This is a genomic window from Altererythrobacter sp. Root672 (assembly GCF_001427865.1).
Classification (GTDB): Bacteria; Pseudomonadota; Alphaproteobacteria; order Sphingomonadales; family Sphingomonadaceae; genus Croceibacterium_A.
Genome location: NZ_LMHH01000003.1, coordinates 249,089 through 268,912 on the forward strand (window position 1 = coordinate 249,089; position 19,824 = coordinate 268,912).

A 19,824-nucleotide genomic window follows, 5' to 3' on the forward strand; every position below is an offset into this window, starting at 1 on the left:
CCTGCCCCTACTTCTCGGCTACGGCGGCAACGTCCCGCGCCAGATGACGGCTTGCCAGCAGGTAATGCAGCCCCGCCCAGACGTAGAGCGCTCCGGTGATTGCCATCGCGACAGACAGCCCCTGCGCCGGGCCAAAAGATAACGCCATGCGGTCGCTCAGCCAGCCAAGCAGGAATGGTCCGAGCGCGCTGGCGACACCGTACACGACATTGAGAACGGCAAAGGTCGAGACCCGCATGCGCGGGTGCATCAGGTTCTGCAGCGCGGCGTAAGTGATCCCGAGGTAGCCGAAGTTGAGGAACGTCGCGATGCTGATGAGGCCTAGCAGCAGGCCAAGGCTCTCGCGGGTGATGGCAAAGACATAGAGCGGTCCGCCGATGATCAGGCAGATCGCCGGGATCAGGGCATAGGCCGCCGGATTCTTCGCGCCCAGCTTGTCGCCGAGCCAGCCGCTTCCGACGACAGAGATCGCAGCGGGCAAGCTGGCGATGATGCCCGAATAGAGCCCCGCCTCAGCCAAGCCGACCCCGAACTGGCGCATCATCAGCGAGGTGAAGAAGTAGTTCAGCCCGAAGCCGAGCATGGCTGCGAGTGAGGATCCAATCACCAGGTGGCGGGCGCTGGACAGCCCGAACAGGCGGTGAAGTACCGCCTTCATTGGCGGCACCTCGTCGGTCGCGACCTTGTCGTACCGGCCACGCGGCGGCTCGGCCACGAACAGCCAGGCGAGGAGGGCCAGTACCAAGCCGGGGATCGCGGCGATCAGGAAAGTGAAACGCCAGTCGAACTCTTGTGCGATCCAGCCACCACCAACAAAGCCGACGAAGGCTCCAATCGGCGGCGCGAGCATCAGGATCGATATCGCCAAGCCCCGTTTCGACGGCGGGAAGTAATCGGAAATGACCGACTGGTTGCTTGGCAGCCCGATCGCTTCGCCCAGGCCTACGCCCATTCGGGCAAATAGCAGTTGGGTCCAACTCACCGCCCAGCCGCAGGCCGCCGTGGCCAGGGACCAAAACAGTGTGCCGGCCGCAATCAGCGACAACCGCCGAAGCCGCTCGGCATAACGAGCGACGATCAGGGCAACGCCGACGTTGAGCAGGGTGAAGGCCGTGCCCATCAGCGAGACCTGCGCGTCCGTCAGCTTGAACTCGCCCTTGATCGGCTCGACCAGCACGTTGACCACGATGCGGTCGATGAAACCGACCGTGCTGATCGACATCAGCAGGATCAGCGCCAGCCAAGGCGAATCGCGACGCGTATTGAAGGCCATCCCCATTTCTCTCCCAGTTCCGCTCAGTCGGCGGATCGGGAAGGAACTTGCCAAGGCTTGCGGGGATTAGCGAGCGCCGATTAGCGCGCGTTGCGGAAATCCTGCGTGATCGTGCCGGCTTCGCGCAATTCGGCCTCGTGGCTTTCCTCGCGCCATTCCTCGGCGAGGGCTTGGGTTTCCCAGTCCTTCATCGCCGGATGAGCGATGATCCGCTCGACCCATTCGGCGCCGCGGCCCACTTTGAGACCGTAAGTACGAATGCGATAGGCGACTGGAGCGTAGAAAGCGTCGGCGGCGGTGAACGAGGGGCCGGCCAGCCACGGACCGCCAAACCGCAAGAGGGCTTCCTCGAAGATCTCCTGCACCCTGACGACGTTGCGCTGCAACGCTTGCGACATCGGCTTGGGCTCCACCCGGACGCCAACGTTCATGGTGCAATCGTTGCGCAAGGCACCGAAGCCGCCGTGCATCTCGGCCACGATACATTGGGCAAAGGCTTGCGCGTCCTGGTCCTCTGGCCAGATGCCGCCATGCCGGTCTGCCAGGTAGAGCGTGATCCCGAGCGAATCCCACACCCGCCGCTCGCCATCGATAAGCAGCGGCACTTGCCCGGTGGGCGAGAACAGGCGGAAGTCTTCGTAGTTGTCGGGCTTGGAGAACTGCTCGAGCCGGTCGTCGAACGGGATGCCGAGCGCCTTCATCAGCAGCCAGGGTCGCAGCGACCAGCTGGAATAGTTCCGGTTGGCGGTGATCAGCGTGTATCGCATGGCTGCGTCAGGCAAGATAACTCGCGGTGGTCTTGAGCGCCACCTCTTCCGCGCTGACGCCCGGGGCGAGTTCGATCAGGCGGAACGGGCTCGCGTGGTCGGAGCGGTGGAACACCGCGAGGTCGGTGACGATCATGTCGACCACACTTTTGCCGGTCAGCGGCAGCGTGCATTCGGGAATGAACTTGGGGCTGCCGTCCTTGGCGTTGTGTTCCATCACCACGATGATCCGCTTGACCCCGGCGACCAGGTCCATCGCTCCGCCCATGCCCTTCACCAGCTTGCCGGGGATCATCCAGTTGGCGATGTCGCCATGTTCGGACACTTCCATCGCCCCGAGCACGGTCAGGTCGATATGGCCGCCGCGGATCATCGCAAAGCTCGCCGCGCTATCGAAATAGGAGGTCTCCGGCAACTCGCTGATGGTCTGCTTGCCGGCGTTGATCAGATCGGGGTCGACCTCATCGGGATAGGGAAACGGGCCGATCCCGAGCATGCCGTTCTCCGACTGGAGCGTCACTTCCATCCCCTTGGGAATGTGGTTCGCTACCAGGGTCGGGATGCCGATGCCGAGGTTGACGTAGAACCCGTCCTGCAGCTCGAGCGCGGCGCGGGCGGCCATCTGGTCGCGGGTCCAGCCTTTGGTTTGGCCGTCTTGGATGCTCATGCGAAACGCCCTTTTTCAAACTGCGCCAGGTCTTGCGGTATGACGGCCCAATCGACACGAGAGCCGCACCATGCCTCCAGCGTCGGATGGATCAGCTCGGGCTCGTCGAACGTTCCCGCTTTTACGTAGGCAACATCGGGATTGTCCGGTGCCCATGTGTAAATCGGCGATCCGCAGTCAGGGCAGAAGTACCGGGTCAAGCTGCGGCCGCTGTCGGCTTGCTTCGTGAAAGCCCCCAAGTTGCCGCTCTCGATCACGAAATCTTGAATGGCGACGGGTGAGCTGATGCCGAAGGGACTACCGGTCAACTTGCGGCAATCGGCACAATGGCAATAACCCGCGGGCCCGACCTCACCGTCGATGCGATAACGCACACCACGGCAGAGGCATCCACCCTCGGCCGCCATCACGCCGCCTCCCTTTCGCGTGTGGTCGTGAATTCGATCTTCTTGTCGTAGGGCGCGCCGACGACCATCCGTTGCACGTAGACCCCGGGCAAGTGAATGCCGTCGGGGTCGAGGCTGCCGGTGGGGACGATCTCTTCGACCTCGACCACGCAGACCTTGCCGCAAGTCGCGGCCGGCAGGTTGAAGTTGCGCGCGGTCTTGCGGAACACGAGGTTGCCGGTCTCGTCGGCCTTCCACGCCTTGACGATCGAGAGGTCGGCGAAGATGCCGCGTTCGAGGATGTAGTCCTCCCCGTCGAACACCTTCACCTCCTTGCCCTCGGCCACCAGGGTGCCGACGCCGGTCTTGGTATAGAATCCGGGGATGCCGGCCCCGCCCGCTCGCATGCGCTCGGCCAACGTGCCTTGCGGGCAGAACTCGACCTCGATCTCACCAGCGAGATACTGTCGCTCAAACTCCTTGTTCTCGCCGACGTAAGAGCTGATCATCTTGCTCACCTGGCGGGTGCGCAGCAGCTTGCCGATGCCTTCGTTGTCGATCCCGGCGTTGTTGCTGGCGAAAGTCAGGTTCTTGGCGCCGCCGGCGGCGATGAGCATGCCGTCGTGCAGCAGCCCGTCGAGGGCGGCAGTGGCGTCGGGGTAAAGCTTCTTCATGGGCGACTCCCGCTGGGCATCGGCTTTGAGTAGGCGCATTGGTTAGGCAAGGCATGCTCTGCTGTCACCATCGAGCACGACCTGGCGCCCGTTCTCCATCCCAAAATTCATGCTGCGGCGCAACATCCGGAAGCCTTGCACACATTGACAAGTTGATGGCGTGAACGGCGAACATATGTGTAAGTTAGAAAGCTATATATTTCAATGCTCTGTTATGGAGTTGCGCAAATCGCAACATGACTTGCGCTTTTCGCACTTGCGAGATGAACGGCCTCGCCGCATATGGAGCAGGCCTTTCAGGCATCCTCTCCCAAACTTCCAAGGCCCGGCCGGCAACGTCCGGGTCTTTTTTTGTCCGCTTTCCGCGCGACCTTTTCTACGGCCCTCCCGGCACCTTCTTTCTGCTCGCCGGTTTGCAATCGGGGGGCGGCGCACCTAGCTCTCCATCGAACGAACGGAAAGCGAGAGGGCGATGGCTGACGCAGCTGATGCGAAAGTGGAACAAGGCGAAGTCCGGCTGCAAGTCGCCGCCGCGCGGCAGGAAGAAAGCGGCACCGGCGTTGCTCGCATGCCCCGCAGCGCATTCAAGACTCTCGGCATCACCGAAGGCGACGTAGTCGAACTCGAAGGCAAGCGGGTAACCGCCGCCATCGCGCTTCCCGCCTATGCCGAAGACGACACGCTCGATGTGGTGCGGCTTGACGGTCTCCAGCGCGCCAACGCCCAGACCTCCTCTGGCGAGCATATCAAGATTCGCTCCGTCGAATCGCGTGCCGCGACCCGCGTGGTGTTCGCCCCCGCCCAACGCGAAATGCGGTTGCAGGGTCCGACCGAGGCTCTCAAGCGCGTGTTCTTCCGCCGGCCGCTCGTTGCGGGCGACCTCGTGGCCACCACTGGCCAGCAGCCGGTGCAGGACGTGCCTGCCGCCGTCCGACGCATGTATAATGCCCCGGCTTACGCGCTGACCCAGATCCGCCTGCAAGTCGTCAGCACCGTGCCCAAAGGCATCGTCCATATCGACGAGAGCACCGAAGTGGAGCTTCGCTCCGAGTTCGAAGAGCCGAGCGATAGCCGCGGCATCATCAACTACGACGACGTCGGCGGCATGCAGGAAACCATCGACGCCTTGCGTGAGATGGTCGAACTGCCCTTGCGCTATCCCGAACTGTTCACTCGTCTGGGCGTCGATCCGCCCAAGGGCGTGCTGCTGCACGGCCCGCCGGGCACCGGCAAGACGCGCCTCGCGCAGGCTGTCGCCAACGAAAGCGACGCTGAGTTCTTCACCATCAACGGGCCCGAGATCATGGGCTCTGCCTATGGCGAGAGCGAGAAGCGGCTGCGCGAGGTGTTCGAACAAGCACAGCGCTCGGCCCCGGCCATCATCTTCATCGACGAAATCGATTCGATCGCCCCCAAGCGGCAGAACGTCACCGGCGAAGCTGAAAAGCGGTTGGTCGCCCAGCTGCTGACCTTGATGGACGGCTTGCAGTCACGCTCCAACCTCGTGGTCATTGCCGCTACCAATCGGCCCGATGCGATCGACGAGGCTTTGCGCCGTCCCGGCCGCTTCGACCGTGAGATCATCATCGGCGTGCCCGATGAGCAAGGCCGACGCGAGATCCTCGCCATCCACACCCGCGGCATGCCGCTGGGCGAGGGCGTCGATCTCAAGGAACTGGCGCGCAGCACGCACGGCTTCGTGGGCGCCGATCTTGCGGCGTTGGCCCGCGAGGCTGCGATCGAGGCAGTGCGGCGAATCATGCCCAAGCTCGACCTCGACGCGCGCACGATCCCGCCCGAGGTGCTCGAAGACCTGCAGGTCGAGAAGGACGACTTCCGCGCCGCCGTAAAGCGCGTCCAGCCGAGCGCGATGCGCGAGGTCATGGTCCAGGCACCGACCGTCGGTTGGGCCGATATCGGCGGTCTGGACGAGGCGGCCGAGAAGCTGCGCGAGGGCGTTGAACTGCCACTCAAGAACCCCGCCGCGTTCGAGCGCATCGGCATCCGTCCGGCCAAGGGCTTCCTGCTTTACGGCCCGCCCGGAACCGGCAAGACCTTGCTGGCCAAAGCCGTCGCCAAGGAAGCGGAAGCCAACTTCATCTCGATGAAGAGCTCCGACTTGCTGTCGAAGTGGTACGGTGAAAGCGAACAGCAGATCAGCCGCATGTTCGCTCGCGCGCGCCAGGTGGCGCCGTGCGTGATCTTCATCGACGAGATCGACAGCCTGGTTCCCGCACGCGGCAGCGAGGCCAACGAGCCGCAAGTGACGGCGCGTGTGGTCAACACGATCCTGGCCGAGATGGACGGGATGGAAGAGTTGAACTCGATCGTCGTGATCGGCGCTACCAACCGTCCGGGCTTGGTTGACCCCGCCCTGCTGCGGCCGGGCCGGTTCGACGAGCTCGTCTATGTCGGCGCGCCAACCCAGGCTGGCCGCCTGCACATTCTCGGCATCCACACCCGCGACATGCCGCTGGCGGACGACGTGAACCTCGCAGGCATTGCGGCCGAGACCGAGCGCTTCACCGGCGCGGACCTCGAGGATGTGGTTCGCAGGGCAGGCCTCATCGCCATCCGCAAGCGCGGCGTGAACGTGACCGAAGTGACCGGACAGGACTTCACCGAGGCCCTGGCCGACAGTCGCGCGACCGTGACCGAGCAGATGGAGATGGAATACCTGCGCATGCGTGGCGAGTTGAAGAAGCGCGCGATGCAGGTGCAGCCAATCGGCTTCATCCACGAAGGCATGGTGGAATCCACGCGCGAGCGGAAGCACACGCCTGGGAGTTAAATCCTCCCCGGAACGGGGAGGGGAACCATGCGAAGCATGGTGGAGGGGCACTTTCGTGTGCTCCTCCGCTATCGCCCTTCTCGCGATCTTCGAAGTCTCGGCGCGAATCTCGTAAGTCAGGAGCGCCGGCGTGTGCCCCTCCACCACCTTCGGTGGTCCCCCTCCCCCAAGGGGGAGGATTTGGTGTTAGTGCGCTGCGTCCCAGCTAAGGCCGGTGCCGATCTCGATCCCGAGCGGTACATCAAGCTCCACCGAGGGCAGCGCTGCCTCGGCCATCACTCGCTCGATCACCGGCGAAGCTGCCGCAACATCGCCTTCGGGCAACTCGAACACCAGTTCGTCGTGCACCTGCAGCAGCATCTTGACCTCGCCCAGCCCGGCGTCAGCCAGGGCCGCCGGCATCCGCGCCATCGCGCGTTTGATGATGTCGGCGCTGGTGCCCTGGATTGGCGCGTTGATGGCGGCGCGTTCGGCGCCTTGGCGTTCGTGCGGGATCTTGGCGCTGATCCGCGGGAACCAGGTCTTGCGGCCGAACAGCGTCTCCGAATAGCCGCGTTCACGCACGCTCTCGAGCGTGTGGACGATATAGCGCTGGATGCCGGGGAAGCGCTGGAAGTAGCGATCGATCACCGCCTGCGCCTCGTCCGCCTCGACGCCGAGACGACCCGCCAAGCCCCAGCGGCTGATGCCGTAGAGAATCGCGAAGTTGATCGTCTTGGCGCGCGCGCGAGTGTCGCGGTCGACCGTGCCGTACATCTCCTGCGCGGTGCGCGCATGGATGTCCTCACCGGCGGCGAAAGCTTCCTTGAGCGGTGGCACGTCGGCCATGTGCGCGGCAAGGCGTAGCTCGATCTGCGAGTAGTCGGCGGCGAGCAGCACGTTGCCAGGCTCGGCCACGAACGCCTCGCGAATGCGGCGACCAATGGCGGTGCGGATCGGGATATTCTGCAGGTTCGGGTCGGTCGACGACAGCCGCCCGGTCTGCGCACCGACCAGGCTGTAGCAAGTGTGCACGCGCCCCGTGGCCGGGTTGATCGCCGCCTGCAGCGCCTCGGTGTAAGTGCTGCGCAGCTTTGAATGCTGGCGCCAGTCGAGCACCAGCCGGGCGACCGGAGCGCCCTGGTTCGCGAGTTGTTCGAGGATCGCCTGGTCCGTCGAATACTGTCCGCTCTTGCCCTTGCGCCCGCCTTTGTAGCCCATCTTGTTGAACAGAATATCGCCGAGCTGGGCGGGGCTGCCGATGGTGAACTGCTGTCCGCAGCATTCGTAGATCTCGCCCTCGATCCGGGCGATTTCCTTGGCGAACTCCTCCGACAATCCGGCGAGGGCCTGGCGGTCGACCTTGATCCCGTTGCGCTCCATCTGTGCGACGACCGGGATCAGCGGCCGATCGACACGCTGGTAGACCCGCGTGCCGTTCTCCAGCGCCAGTCGCGGCTTGAGCGTCTTGTACAGGCGCCAGGTCACGTCGGCGTCCTCGGCCGCGTATTCGGTGGCCTTGGTAAGCGGAACTTCGCCGAAGGGGATCGCCTTCTTGCCGGTGCCGCAAATGTCCTTGAAGGTCAGCGTGGTGTGGCCGAGGTGGCGGGTCGCAAGCTCATCCATCCCGTGACCGCCGCCGATCCCGTCTTCCGAGCGGCCGGCGTCAAGGTCGAAGCTGATCACCATCGTGTCGTCGACCGGTGCGACTTGAACGCCGTTCCGGGCAAAGATGTTGAGATCGTACTTCACGTTCTGGCCGACCTTGAGGACGGCTTCGCTCTCAAGCAGCGGCTTGAGCGCGGAGAGCGCAGCGGCCTTGTCGATCTGCACCGGCCGTTCGGCGAACATGTCGGTCCCGCCGTGGGCGAGCGGGATGTAGCAAGCATCGTTCGGGCCGAGCGCCAGGCTGATACCGGTTAGCTCTGCCCGCATGGCGTCGAGGTCGCTGGTCTCGGTGTCGATCGCGACCAGGCGGGCGTGGAACGCGCGGCCAATCCAGTGTTCGAGCCGCTCCATCGACTGCACGCATTCGTAAGTGCTGCGATCCACCGCTGGCCATTCGGGCAAGGGCTGGCGGTTGCCTTCGGGGGAGACGGGCGCACCGGCGGTCTCGGGCTTCGCAGGATTGAGCTGCGTTGGCCGGTCGGGGCTGCCGCGGCCATCGCCCAGGCGCTTGAGCAGGCTGGTGAAGCCATGCGTTTCGAGGAACTGCGCCAGCGGTTCTTGCGGTGTTGGCTTGAGCACGAACTCGTCGAGCGGCATTGGCAGCTCGCAATCTTCCTTGAGCTGGACCAGCACCCGGCTGAGCTCGGCCATCGAGCGGCCTTCGATCAGGCGTTCCTTCAGCTTGCCGGGCTTCATTGATGGCGCCGCGTCGAGCGCGCCTTGCAGCGATCCATAGTCCTGGATCAGCTTGCTCGCAGTCTTGGGGCCGATGCCGTAGATGCCGGGCACGTTGTCGACTGCGTCGCCCATCAGCGCCAGCACGTCGCCAACCAGCTCGGGCGGGACGCCGAACTTCTCGATCACCTCGGGGATGTCGATCCGCTGGTTCTTCATCGTATCGAGCATGTCGATGCAGCCACCGTCGTGGCCGTCATGCGGCTCGGCGCACCGGCCGACCAGTTGCATCAGGTCCTTGTCGGAACTGACGATGGTTACGTCCCACCCGCGCCGCGTGGCTTCCTTCGCGTAGGAGGCTATCAGGTCGTCGGCCTCGAGGTTGTCCTCCTCGATGCACGGCAAGCTGAACGCGCGCGTGGCGTCGCGGATCAGCGGGAACTGCGGGACCAGGTCCTCGGGCGGCGGAGGACGGTTGGCCTTGTACTGGTCGTAGAGGTCATTGCGGAAGCTGTGCGAGCCCTTGTCGAGGATCACTGCGAGGTGCGTGGGGCCGTCGGCCTTGTCGAGGTCGTCAGCCAGCTTCCAGAGCATCGTGGTGTAGCCATAGACCGCGCCGACCGGCACGCCGTGCGGGTTCGTGAGCGGCGGCAGGCGGTGATAGGCGCGGAAGATATAGGCCGAACCGTCGACCAGGTAGAGATGCTGTTTGTCGGCCATGGCGGACTGTTAGGGCCTGTCTCGGCTTGCGGCAACGGGGGAGGGCTCATGCCGCGATCCGGGCGCAGGGTTGCCTTGCCACAAAGTTGCCATTATTTCTCAAGTCCGAAATTCGCTTTCGGTGGATTTCCGCGCCTGCTCCGCAAGGGGTGTGCGTTCTGGTTTCGCTGTTTAAGGATATAAAAACATGCGCAAGATCGTTCTCGCCGCCGCAATTGCCGGCGCAGCCCTCTCGCTCGCAGCTTGCTCGGAAAGCACTGAAGACGCTGCCACCGACGCTGCTGACTCGGCCATGGCCGACACTGAAGCCAACGTCGAAGCTGCCGGTGAAGCCGTTGGCGATGCCGCTACTGCCGCGACCGAAGCCGCCGCTGATGTCGGGGCTGCCGCGACCGATGCTGCTGCCACGGCCGAAGCCGACGTGCAGGGCGAATCCACCGAGGCTGCCAAGGCCGACTGATCGGCCTGAAGTAAGCTATTCGAAGGGGGCGTGGCCGCGAGGCCGCGCCCTTTTCTTATTTGCCGGCGCTGTTGGCGTAAGTGGCGTTGGTCCACTGGCGCGTCGACTGGGTGCCGTACCCGTCATAGATCGCCCGGGCGATATTGGCGATCCGGGCTTCCCGGTTCAGGCGGGTGCCCTGGCCGGTCACATAAATAGCGAGCGCAATCGCGCGGCCATCGGGCATGGTGATAATGCCGATGTCGCTTGAAGTGTTGTTGAGCGAGCCGGTCTTGTGCGCCACGCGAGCGTCGGCGGGCATGAGCGCCGGGATGCGGCGGGTACCGGTGCGGCACCGCTCCATCGCGTCGATGATCACGTAGCGGCTCGAAGCGCTGAGCCACTGGCCCTGGTAGATTCCGCTCAACAGCTTGACCATGTCGCGCGGGGTGGCGCTGTCACGAATGTCGATATGCGCGGCAGGATTGAACTCGCCGTCGTCGCGCACCAGCGTGGCGATGTCGCGGGTGAGGTTGAAGTTCTGGATCCCGGCGCGGCGTGCCCAGTCGTTGACCTTGGACGGTCCGCCCACGGCGGCCAGGAGCGCGTCCGTCGCCTGGTTGTTGCTGCGCGTGATCATCATGTCGATCAGCGCACGGGCGCTATAGGACTCGCCGGCGCGAACCGGTGCAATCCGGCTTGAGAAGGGCTTCGAAGCGACCGGCATCATCATCGGAAACTGGCTGTCGAGAGACCAGCGGCCCCGGTCAACGCCTTCAAGGAAGGTAGCGGCGATGGCGATCTTGCTGGTGCTGGCCATCGGAAAGCGCTCGTCGCCCAGGACGCCGATCTCTTGTCCGGTGGTGAGGTCAACCGCCGCCACGCCGATGCGGCCTTGCGACCCTTCGGCGATCAGCGCGATCTGCTGGGCGAGCGCGTTGTCGTAAGTGGCGGAGAAATCACGGGGCGCCCGAAGCTCGGTGCCGAACGCATTGTCGAACCGGGATTCAAGCGGTTGGCCCTGCGCGAGCGCAGGCGTGGCGACGGCCAGCAAAAGGCCGGCGACCATCCGTCCTATGAAGCGCAATGTCATGACCCCTGCTTATACCCTCAAATATTGTCAGAATCTTAACCACGCTGGAGCTTGGCGTAACCAGATTCGCGACGAACGGAGTCTCGACGGCGGCAAACCGCTGATTTTGGCGGAACTTGCTCAGTTCGGCTTGCGCAGCCGTAGCGCGAATTGGTCGGTTTTTCCGCGGATCGTGGGGTCGAAGACGTTGGCGGTTCGGGGGTCGTCGGGTCGTTTGTAGAGGTCGCTCTGGGCCTCCACGACAAAGCCTGCGTTGGTCAGGGCCGCTATCGCGGCCGCCTTGTCGATCCGATGGATCGAGTTGGCCGCGGTCGTACCGCTACCGTCGGCGGCGCTGTGGTCCACCACCACCAGAGTGCCGCCGGGCTTGAGCGCGTCGAACAGGGCGGCGATGGATTTGGCGGCCGTGTCGGGCGGGAAGGCTCCGAGGTAGAGATCGTGCAGGTTCTGCACCGTGATGATCGTGTCGAGCTTTTCCGGGAAGGGCGGTGCCGCGACTGGCCCGCGCAACGCAGCGACGTTGGCGCGGCCAGCCACGGCGGCGTTTTGCTCGTCACCATAGGCCGCGCGGAAGGCGATGAATTCGTCCGGCTGGAAGGCATAGACTTTGCCCTGGGGTCCGACTGCCGTGGCCAGCAGCCTCGTCCAGTAGCCGCCGCCCATGATGTAATCGCCGACCTTCTCGCCTGGATCGATCTCGGCGAACGCCAGCAGCTCAGCGGGGTGGCGGGCCGCATCGCGTTCCTTGTCTGCCGCCGGCCGCTGCGCATCGGCGAGAGCTGCGGCATAGTCGGAGGGTTCGTTGGCGGCGGCTGCGGGGACGCTGACGGTTAAGGCCAGCGCGAATAGGGCTAAAGTCGAGCGCATGAGGACGTCCTCTCTTGGCTTTTGCCCATCCTATCACGGGGATGGGCGCTCGCAAGGATGTCGCGCTACGGTGGTTCGACGAGCTCACCACGAACGGGCTTAAGGTTGCGACCCCCGTTCGTCCTGAGCTTGTCGAAGGACGACTGCCTATCGTCCATGTGCGCCGATCAACGGCACGAAGCGCACGTTGCCGAGGTCATGCTCGATCCATTCCTCCTCGCCAGTGCGCCTGAGGCAGAGCAGCGTCTGCAAGCCAGTGCCCCCCACTGGTACCACCAGTCTACCGCCGATCGCGAGTTGCCATTTGAGCGGTTCGGGCACTCTGTCGCCGCCGGCCGAGACGAGGATCGCATCGAAAGGCGCCATGTCGGGCAGGCCAACGCTGCCATCGCCAGTAATCACCGTGACGTTAGGGTATCCGCCCTCGAGCAGCCGCTCGCGCGCACTCTCGGCCAGAGTCGGATGCCGCTCAATCGCGAACACGCTGCTGGCAATCTGCGCCATCACCGCCGCCGCGTAGCCCGAGCCGGCGCCGACCTCGAGCACGCGGTCACCGGGCGCTACGCCCGCCGCCTCTATCATCAGCGCGAGGACATAGGGCTGCGAGATGGTTTGCTCCTCGCCGATCGGCAGCGGGCCATCGGAATAAGCGAATTCCAGCAGCCGCTCGGGCACGAATTGCTCTCGTGGGACCTCGCCCATCGCGGCCAGCACCCGCGCGTTGCGGATGCCGCGCGCCTTGAGTTGGCGTTCGACCATCGCAGCGCGCTGGTGGGCAAATGAGGTCACGAGTTTACGTCAAGCGGCGGCGAGCACCCGCTCGATCTCCTTAATCGGTGAGTTGGTTAAATCCTTGGCGACTTCGCCCAGGATCCGGCTCTGCACTTCCTTGTGACAGCGCTGGCGGATCTGACCCAGAGTGCGCGGATCGGCGGCAATCACGAGGTCCTCTAACTGGCCGTTGAGAGCCCGTGCATTGAGCCACTCCGCGATGGCCGCGCCGTGGGCGAGCTCGTCGAGATTGGTGCTGTTGTTGGGTGCTCCCCTGCGATCCTGGTGGCGGATTCCGGCGCTGAAGTTGGTGAGTTCCAGGTCCAGTTCCTGTTCGCGCTCCAGCTTGGGATCGAACGCCTGCCCGATGTTGCGCATCAGCACGAATTGCTCGCCATTGGCGAGCGCGACGAGGGCCTGGTGGGGGATCTTCATGGCTTGCGCTCTCCTGTCTGTTCACCCAGCCTAACGGGCGAGTGGCGTGCAAGGTCCGGACAAAAGAAGAGGGCCGGAGGATCGCTCCTCCGGCCCTTCCTTATTTTGGCTGAGAGCCTGGGCTTAGAAGCCCATGCCACCCATGTCCGGCATCGCCGGCGCGGCCGGCTTGTCGTCCGGCAGTTCAGCGATCGCCGCTTCGGTGGTGATCAGCAGGCCAGCGACCGAAGCTGCGTCCTGCAGCGCGGTGCGGACGACCTTGGTCGGATCGATCACGCCGGCCTGGACCAGGTTCTCGTAGACGTCGGTCTGGGCATTGAAGCCGAGCTGCTCGTCGTTGCCGTCGATCAGCTTGCCGGCGACAACCGCGCCGTCATGGCCGGCGTTCTCGGCGATCTGGCGAACCGGAGCCTGCAGTGCACGACGGACGATGTCGATGCCGCGGGTCTGGTCCTCGTTCGCGCCGGTCAGGCCGTCGAGGGTCTTGGTGGCGTAGAGCAGCGCGGTACCGCCGCCCGGGACGATGCCTTCCTCGACAGCGGCGCGGGTCGCATGCAGCGCGTCATCAACGCGATCCTTGCGCTCCTTGACCTCGATCTCCGAGGCGCCGCCGACCTTGATCACCGCAACGCCGCCGGCGAGCTTCGCCAGACGTTCTTGCAGCTTCTCACGGTCATAGTCGCTGGTGGTCGATTCGATCTGGGCACGGATCTGCTCGACCCGGGCCTTGATGTCTTCGGCATTGCCGGCGCCATCGACGATCGTGGTGTTGTCCTTGTCGATGGTTACGCGCTTGGCCTGGCCGAGCATGCTCACCGAAACGCTCTCGAGCTTGATGCCGAGATCTTCGCTGACCATCTCGCCCTGCGTCAGGATCGCGATGTCCTGCAGCATGGCCTTGCGGCGATCGCCGAAGCCCGGAGCCTTGACGGCTGCGACCTTGAGGCCGCCGCGTAGCTTGTTGACCACCAGGGTGGCCAGGGCTTCGCCTTCGATGTCCTCGGCGATGATGAGGAGCGGACGGCCGCTCTGAACCACGGCTTCGAGGATCGGCAGCATCGACTGCAGGTTCGAAAGCTTCTTCTCGTGGATCAGGATGTACGGGTTATCCAGCTCAACGACCATCTTCTCGGCGTTGGTCACGAAGTAGGGCGACAGGTAACCACGGTCGAACTGCATGCCTTCGACGACATCGAGTTCGAACTCGAGGCCCTTGGCTTCCTCGACGGTGATTACGCCTTCCTTGCCGACCTTTTCCATGGCTTCGGCGATCTTCTCGCCGACTTCACGGTCGCCGTTGGCCGAGATGACGCCGACCTGGGCGATCTCGTTCGAGCCGGCAACCGGCTTCGAGCGGGCCTTGAGGTCTTCGACAACCTTGCCGACCGCGAGGTCGATGCCGCGCTTCAGGTCCATCGGGTTGATGCCGGCGGCAACCGACTTCATGCCTTCGCGAACGATCGCCTGGGCGAGTACGGTCGCGGTGGTGGTGCCGTCACCGGCGAGGTCGTTGGTCTTCGAGGCCACTTCACGCAGCATCTGCGCGCCCATGTTCTCGAACTTGTCCTTGAGCTCGATTTCCTTGGCGACGGTGACGCCGTCCTTGGTGATGCGCGGAGCGCCGTAGCTCTTGTCGATGACGACGTTGCGGCCCTTGGGCCCCAGGGTCACCTTGACGGCGTTGGCGAGCGTATCGACGCCCTTGAGGATGCGTTCGCGCGCGTCGCGCGAAAATTTCACGTCCTTGGCAGCCATGTTTCTGTTTCCTCTATGCGAATGGGTTGATTGGGAAAGCTAAAGGGAGCGGCTGGATCAGCCGACGATCCCCATGATGTCGCTTTCCTTCATGATCAGCAGGTCTTCGCCGTTGAGCTTGACCTCGGTGCCCGACCATTTGCCGAACAGCACGCGGTCGCCCGGCTTGACGTCGAGCGGGGTGACCTTGCCGTCTTCGGCGCGCGAGCCCGAACCGACGGCGACGACTTCGCCCTCGCTCGGCTTTTCCTTGGCGCTGTCGGGGATGATGATGCCACCGGCCGTCTTTTCTTCGGCCTCAATGCGGCGGACCAGAACGCGGTCGTGCAGCGGACGGAATGCCATGTGTATGACCTCTTCCAATAGGATTGTTAAACACGATTGGCACTCTCACGTGGAGAGTGCCAGCGGGGCGCATATGGTTGGGCGGTCCGGAGGCGTCAACACCCCGGCACAAAGAATCTCGTCAGGCCGGTAGCAGCCCGAGACGAGCGCGCCGGCTCCAGCGCCAGATCATTGGCAAGGCCACCGCCACCAGGCCAACGGCTAGGCCGAACCAGATTCCGAGTCCTTCCAGCGGCGTGAAGAAGCCGAGCACCACCGCCGTGCCGAGTCCGGGCACCCAATAGCCGAACAGGGCAATGAGCATCGGCACCCGCGTATCCTGCAACCCGCGGAGCGAGCCGGCGGTCACCGCCTGCAAGCCGTCGAACAATTGGAACGCCGCTGCCACGGCCATGAACCGCACGGCATAGGCGACCAGCGTGGCGTTGGCGGCCGCATGGGGATCGACATAGATGCCGAGCAGCAACCTCGGCGCGAACAGCATGAACGAGGCGGTCACCAGCATGAAGGCGCACCCGGTGGCGATCGCCACCCAGCCAGAGCGGCCGACCGCTTGCGGATCGCCCCGGCCGTAGTGGTAGCCGACCCGGATGGTCGCGGCCTGGCCGATCCCGAACGGAATCTGGAAGGCGAGAGCGGCGATCTGCAAAGCTATGGTGTGAGCGGCCAGTTGAGAGGCGCTGATCAGGCCCATCAGGAACGCCGCCCCGCTGAACAGGCCGGCCTCCGCCAGAATCGCCAACGCCACCGGCAGGCCCGTCCGCACAAGCTCGCGGAAGCGCGACCATTCCGAGCGCCACCAGTTGCCGAACAGCTGATAGCGCCGCAGCCGCCGGTCCGAACGGATCGCCGTGACGTAAGCGGCGAGCATGAAGATCGCGGTCAGCACACTCGCCAGGGCCGACCCCTCCAGCCCGAGCGCGGGGGCGCCGAGATTACCGAACACGAACGCATAGTTGCCCAGCGCGGCAATGCCGATGGCCAGCGCCGTGATCGCGGTGGCGAACAGCGGTCGGCCGAGCGCCGATACCACCGAACGCAGCACGTTGGCGAGGATCATCGGCACCATGGCCCACATGATTACCCGCATGAAACCGCCGGCCCGCTCGGCGATGCGCGGCTCCTGTCCAGCCAGCAGCATGACTTCGTGCCCGAAGAAGCACACGACCATGCCCAGCAGGCCGCAGGCGAAGCCCAGCCACAGCGCCATGCGCGCGCTCCGCCGCACTTCGCGCGCTGCGTGGCGGCGGCGGCCGAGCTCAGTGGCGATCAGCGCCGCGACCATCCCGGTCAGTCCGGAGAAGCACCACATCATCAACCCGAACAGCGCAATTGAAAGGCTCGAAGCCGCGAGCGCTTCCTCTCCCAGGCGGGCGACGAAGATCACGTCGATCGCATAGACCAGCATCTGCAGTAGGTTGGCGGCCGCCAGCGGCCCCGCGATACGCAGGGTCGCGGCCAGTTCGCCGCGCCAAGTCAGAGGGGAGGTCTCGAACATGAAGCCGGCCCGGATAGGCGCGGCCGAGGTGCGGCGAAAGTCGGGATGTATCCCTATTGCGACGTTTCGCACCCTTGTGCGGCCCGCTGGCCACAAGCTCTTCCTATCCGGAAAATCACGCGATAGAGGGCAGGCGAGTTCTCCTAAAGGGATGCATTGATGATGTTCGCCCCCACGACTGCTGCCCGTTTCACTTCCGCCTTCGCCCTCGCGCTGGCTCTCGCCGCATGTGGCGGCGGGAATGACCAGGCCGACGAACCGACGGCGTCCGTCACCGACGCAACCCCCCTCGCCACTCCGGGCGCGACCGACACGGCAACGCCCGCCGCCACTCCGACGCCCGAAGCGACCCCCAGCGAATCGCCGAGCCCGACTGCGACCCCGAGCGCCAAGGCGACGGCCACCACGGCTGCCGCTGCCGCTCCGGTCGAGCCGGCCGCGTTCGCGCAGTGCAAGGCCTGCCACTCGGTCGAGCCGGGCAAGAACGGCATCGGCCCGTCGCTCGCCGGCATCTGGGGCGAGAAGGCCGGCGCCGTGCCGGGCTTCGAATTCAGCCAGCCGATGAAGGATTCGGGCCTCGTCTGGAACCAGGCCACGCTCGACAAGTACCTGACCGATCCGCGCGGTGTCGTCCCCGGCACCAAGATGGCCTTCGGCGGCGTCAAGGACGCGGCCAAGCGCCAGGCGCTGATCGACTACATCAAGGGTCTCTGACCCCATGGCGCGCGCGGATCAAATCGAGATCCGCGCCCGCCTGGTGATCGAGCAGCCGGTGCCCGGCGTCCTGCACAGCCTGCAGGAAGACGACGCGCCGCTCGATCCCAAGACCTCGAAAGCGGGCGAGCCGCTCGCTTTCGATTTCCCGCTACGCATCGAGCGCACTGAAGGCGGCGCCAAGCTCTTCGGCAAGCAAGTCCGCCGAGAAGGGCCAGAGCGCCGCTTCGTCTACATCCGCATCGGCACGCTCGCGGGCGATTGCGCCTCGCCGTGGACCCGGAAGATGAAGATCGACATCCATGATATTGAGTCGGCTTTGCTCGACAAGGCGGCGGCAGGCGGGTTGCTGGTCGGCAGGATCAACGGGACAGCCAAGGATGGCTCGCCCGTGTGCGCGACGGTGAAGCCGGTGACCTGGCGAGTGGTTTAGCTGACGATGTCGACTAACGACCCATTGCGGAGATCCGAGCATTGGCGGATAGTTATCGAGTGATCAACTTCGCACAGACCTTGCTGCCGCAAACTGTCGGCTACCCGAAGCTCATTAGGATGGGCCAGCTGGAAAACGACCAGCGGTGAGTAAACCCTCGACGCCGACGATTATTACGCCGCGCTTCGTCCTGCGCGAACTTACGCGGACAGACGCGCCCGCTCTTTTTCCCAGCTTTGCCGATCCGGTGCTCATGCGCTGGTGGAGTCGCGGACCCTTTTCGAGCGTTCAAGAGCTGGCCGAATGGCTTGTTCCAAGCTCGGGGTGGGAAGAAGGCCGAAGCTGGGCCGTGACGGAGGGGGAAGGTGGACCAGCCATCGGCCGGCTCGCCGCCCTCGATCGCGGCGATGGAATCACTGAACTCGCGCACCTGGTGGTTAGCGAGCGGCAAGGACAGGGTGTCGCCCGCGAGGCCCTCAGGGCTCTCATGGATCACCTCTTCGGGATCGAGCAGCGCCGCCGACTGTATGCCGACACCGACCCTGACAATCTGGCTTCCAACCGAGTGCTCGAAAGCCTCGGCTTCGTTTGCGAGGGTCGCTTGCGCGAACAGTGGACCACTCACATCGGTCGCCGAGACAGCTTGATTTGGGGTCAACTTGATCACGAATGGCGAGCGCGCCGCGAGGCCTCGAACTGACAAGCGGGCCTTACTCGCCTTAGCTCACCGATGTGACAACCTTCGCCACAACGTCTCAGCTGCCATCACTTACCTTTCGCAGTGTAACCGCCTGGGAGCTTCCGGCCAGTGGCCCATAAGCCTCTGACGTGAAAAGGAATGCTTCTTTGCCGTCCTGCGTGACCACGGGCATCGAAAATTGGACAATGGCGACAGGGAATTCCGCGCCTGCTCTGGTTATCTGATCGATCGTGGGATCGTCGTGTAGGGTGCCGGTATGCGCCAACCAGTCGCCAAGAGCGTTGCACTCGATTACCGGACTTTGGTCTCGTAAATCCGCAGATGCGAGCATGAGCTCAAGATCGGGATCATCCGCATGCTCGGGATGACCAAGAACGAATTGCTCGATCTCAGAGCGCGACTTCTGGAGTCCATCTACACGCTTTAATACGGCATTCGGTTTGGACGCGCTCCTTTGGAAGTGCCTCACATATGAAAGTGCGACGTCACAAGCTTCTACCTGGGCGATAGTGTCGTGGCCTGCGGTGCAGGCTGAAGTCGTTAAGGCGACTGCGCAAACACTCGAGAGCGCTCTGCTCATGCTATCTGCCCCATCTGAGGCTGTAGCTTGCATAACTTATGCCTGCTTTCCACCCACAGCGGACATTGCCTCTCGGATCGCGCTCGGCCTGTCATTCAGATCCAAACTGCGGATGACCGTTCAAACAAAAAAGGGCGGCGCCTTGCGGCACCGCCCCCTTCTGTCTGATCCGAATGGATCGAGGGTAACGTCGGAGCTTTCGCCCCAGTACGTTACTTGACTTCGACGACGCCGCCGGCTTCCTCGATCTTCTTCTTGATGTCTTCGGCTTCGGTCTTGTTGACCGCTTCCTTGATCGGCGTCGGGGCGCTCTCGACCAGGGTCTTGGCTTCGGTCAGGCCCAGGCCGGTGATGGCGCGGACTTCCTTGATCACCTGGATCTTCTTGCCACCGTCACCGACGAGGATGACGTCGAACTCGGTCTTTTCCTCAACGGCTTCAGCAGCTGCGGCCGGAGCGGCAACGGCCACGGCAGCAGCGGCGGAAACGCCCCATGCTTCTTCCAGGGCCTTGGCGAGTTCGGCAGCTTCCATGACGGTCAGCTGCGACAGGTCTTCAACGAGCTTGGCGATATCGGCCATGTTAAAATACTCC

At 64.2% G+C, this 19,824-nt stretch carries 20 protein-coding genes; 5 read left to right on the plus strand and 15 right to left on the minus strand.

Features of this window, described 5'->3' with window-relative positions; all coding sequences use genetic code 11:
- Nucleotides 1–7 precede the first annotated feature (7 nt).
- The 5 genes from ASD76_RS15290 to ASD76_RS15310 form a co-directional block, all read right to left on the minus strand.
- On the minus strand, nucleotides 8–1,273 hold the full coding sequence (locus tag ASD76_RS15290) for a spinster family MFS transporter (RefSeq protein WP_162249681.1): 1,266 nt from the start codon (nucleotides 1,271–1,273) through the stop codon (nucleotides 8–10).
- A gap of 80 nt (nucleotides 1,274–1,353) precedes the next feature.
- Nucleotides 1,354–2,040 (minus strand): glutathione S-transferase family protein, encoded by a 687-nt coding sequence (locus ASD76_RS15295; RefSeq protein ID WP_055925031.1) that lies wholly within the window; start codon nucleotides 2,038–2,040, stop codon nucleotides 1,354–1,356.
- 7 nt (nucleotides 2,041–2,047) lie between these two features.
- Nucleotides 2,048–2,707, minus strand: a complete 660-nt coding sequence (locus ASD76_RS15300) for a CoA transferase subunit B (protein ID WP_055925034.1) — start codon at nucleotides 2,705–2,707, stop codon at nucleotides 2,048–2,050.
- Nucleotides 2,704–3,114, minus strand: a complete 411-nt coding sequence (locus ASD76_RS15305; protein WP_055925037.1) for a GFA family protein — start codon at nucleotides 3,112–3,114, stop codon at nucleotides 2,704–2,706. The genes ASD76_RS15300 and ASD76_RS15305 overlap by 4 nt, the downstream gene beginning before the upstream one ends.
- Complete coding sequence (locus tag ASD76_RS15310; protein ID WP_055925917.1) at nucleotides 3,114–3,767, minus strand: CoA transferase subunit A; 654 nt, start codon at nucleotides 3,765–3,767, stop codon at nucleotides 3,114–3,116. Before ASD76_RS15310 ends, ASD76_RS15305 begins: the two co-directional genes overlap by 1 nt.
- Nucleotides 3,768–4,239: 472 nt before the next feature.
- On the opposite strand from ASD76_RS15310, the gene ASD76_RS15315 reads away from it, so the two are divergent.
- Nucleotides 4,240–6,558, plus strand: a complete 2,319-nt coding sequence (locus ASD76_RS15315) for a CDC48 family AAA ATPase (RefSeq protein ID WP_055925040.1) — start codon at nucleotides 4,240–4,242, stop codon at nucleotides 6,556–6,558.
- A 186-nt stretch (nucleotides 6,559–6,744) separates the two neighbouring features.
- Here ASD76_RS15315 and polA read toward each other — a convergent pair whose 3' ends face one another.
- The gene (polA, locus tag ASD76_RS15320) at nucleotides 6,745–9,600 is read right to left on the minus strand and encodes a DNA polymerase I (protein ID WP_055925043.1); all 2,856 of its coding nucleotides are present in this window, start codon (nucleotides 9,598–9,600) and stop codon (nucleotides 6,745–6,747) included.
- 187 nt (nucleotides 9,601–9,787) lie between these two features.
- Here polA and ASD76_RS15325 point away from each other — a divergent pair, with 187 nt between their 5' ends.
- Entirely contained in the window at nucleotides 9,788–10,060 is a 273-nt protein-coding gene (locus ASD76_RS15325; protein WP_055925046.1) for a hypothetical protein, read from the plus strand.
- Between the two features lie 55 nt (nucleotides 10,061–10,115).
- Here the strand turns inward: ASD76_RS15325 and bla are convergent, their stop codons facing one another.
- The 7 genes from bla to ASD76_RS15360 form a co-directional block, all read right to left on the minus strand.
- Nucleotides 10,116–11,132 carry a class A beta-lactamase gene (gene bla, locus ASD76_RS15330; RefSeq protein WP_055925050.1) on the minus strand — a complete coding sequence of 339 codons (1,017 nt, stop codon included), beginning with the start codon at nucleotides 11,130–11,132 and terminating at the stop codon, nucleotides 10,116–10,118.
- A gap of 120 nt (nucleotides 11,133–11,252) precedes the next feature.
- Nucleotides 11,253–11,999, minus strand: coding sequence for a class I SAM-dependent methyltransferase (locus ASD76_RS15335; RefSeq protein WP_055925053.1), 747 nt, complete (start codon nucleotides 11,997–11,999; stop codon nucleotides 11,253–11,255).
- Nucleotides 12,000–12,146: 147 nt separating this feature from the next.
- Entirely contained in the window at nucleotides 12,147–12,788 is a 642-nt protein-coding gene (locus ASD76_RS15340; RefSeq protein WP_235506791.1) for a protein-L-isoaspartate(D-aspartate) O-methyltransferase, read from the minus strand.
- A 9-nt stretch (nucleotides 12,789–12,797) separates the two neighbouring features.
- Complete coding sequence (locus tag ASD76_RS15345) at nucleotides 12,798–13,205, minus strand: host attachment protein (RefSeq protein ID WP_055925058.1); 408 nt, start codon at nucleotides 13,203–13,205, stop codon at nucleotides 12,798–12,800.
- A 123-nt stretch (nucleotides 13,206–13,328) separates the two neighbouring features.
- The gene (gene groL, locus ASD76_RS15350; RefSeq protein ID WP_055925062.1) at nucleotides 13,329–14,960 is read right to left on the minus strand and encodes a chaperonin GroEL; all 1,632 of its coding nucleotides are present in this window, start codon (nucleotides 14,958–14,960) and stop codon (nucleotides 13,329–13,331) included.
- Between the two features lie 57 nt (nucleotides 14,961–15,017).
- The gene (gene groES, locus ASD76_RS15355; RefSeq protein WP_055925065.1) at nucleotides 15,018–15,305 is read right to left on the minus strand and encodes a co-chaperone GroES; all 288 of its coding nucleotides are present in this window, start codon (nucleotides 15,303–15,305) and stop codon (nucleotides 15,018–15,020) included.
- A gap of 121 nt (nucleotides 15,306–15,426) precedes the next feature.
- Complete coding sequence (locus ASD76_RS15360; RefSeq protein WP_055925068.1) at nucleotides 15,427–16,803, minus strand: MATE family efflux transporter; 1,377 nt, start codon at nucleotides 16,801–16,803, stop codon at nucleotides 15,427–15,429.
- 159 nt (nucleotides 16,804–16,962) lie between these two features.
- Between ASD76_RS15360 and ASD76_RS18555 the strand changes: the two genes are divergently transcribed.
- The 3 genes from ASD76_RS18555 (at nucleotide 16,963) to ASD76_RS15375 (ending at nucleotide 18,650) form a co-directional block, all read left to right on the plus strand.
- Complete coding sequence (locus ASD76_RS18555) at nucleotides 16,963–17,517, plus strand: c-type cytochrome (RefSeq protein WP_235506793.1); 555 nt, start codon at nucleotides 16,963–16,965, stop codon at nucleotides 17,515–17,517.
- Between the two features lie 4 nt (nucleotides 17,518–17,521).
- Nucleotides 17,522–17,950 carry a DUF5990 family protein gene (locus ASD76_RS15370; protein ID WP_055925071.1) on the plus strand — a complete coding sequence of 143 codons (429 nt, stop codon included), beginning with the start codon at nucleotides 17,522–17,524 and terminating at the stop codon, nucleotides 17,948–17,950.
- Between the two features lie 145 nt (nucleotides 17,951–18,095).
- Nucleotides 18,096–18,650: a GNAT family N-acetyltransferase gene (locus ASD76_RS15375; protein ID WP_055925074.1), complete on the plus strand. Its 555-nt coding sequence runs from the start codon at nucleotides 18,096–18,098 to the stop codon at nucleotides 18,648–18,650.
- Nucleotides 18,651–18,705: 55 nt separating this feature from the next.
- Here ASD76_RS15375 and ASD76_RS15380 read toward each other — a convergent pair whose 3' ends face one another.
- The gene (locus ASD76_RS15380) at nucleotides 18,706–19,230 is read right to left on the minus strand and encodes a hypothetical protein (protein ID WP_156457759.1); all 525 of its coding nucleotides are present in this window, start codon (nucleotides 19,228–19,230) and stop codon (nucleotides 18,706–18,708) included.
- A gap of 212 nt (nucleotides 19,231–19,442) precedes the next feature.
- A complete protein-coding gene (gene rplL, locus ASD76_RS15385; RefSeq protein ID WP_055925079.1) occupies nucleotides 19,443–19,811 on the minus strand; it encodes a 50S ribosomal protein L7/L12 in 369 nt (122 codons plus the stop codon).
- Between the last annotated feature and the right edge of the window lie 13 nt (nucleotides 19,812–19,824).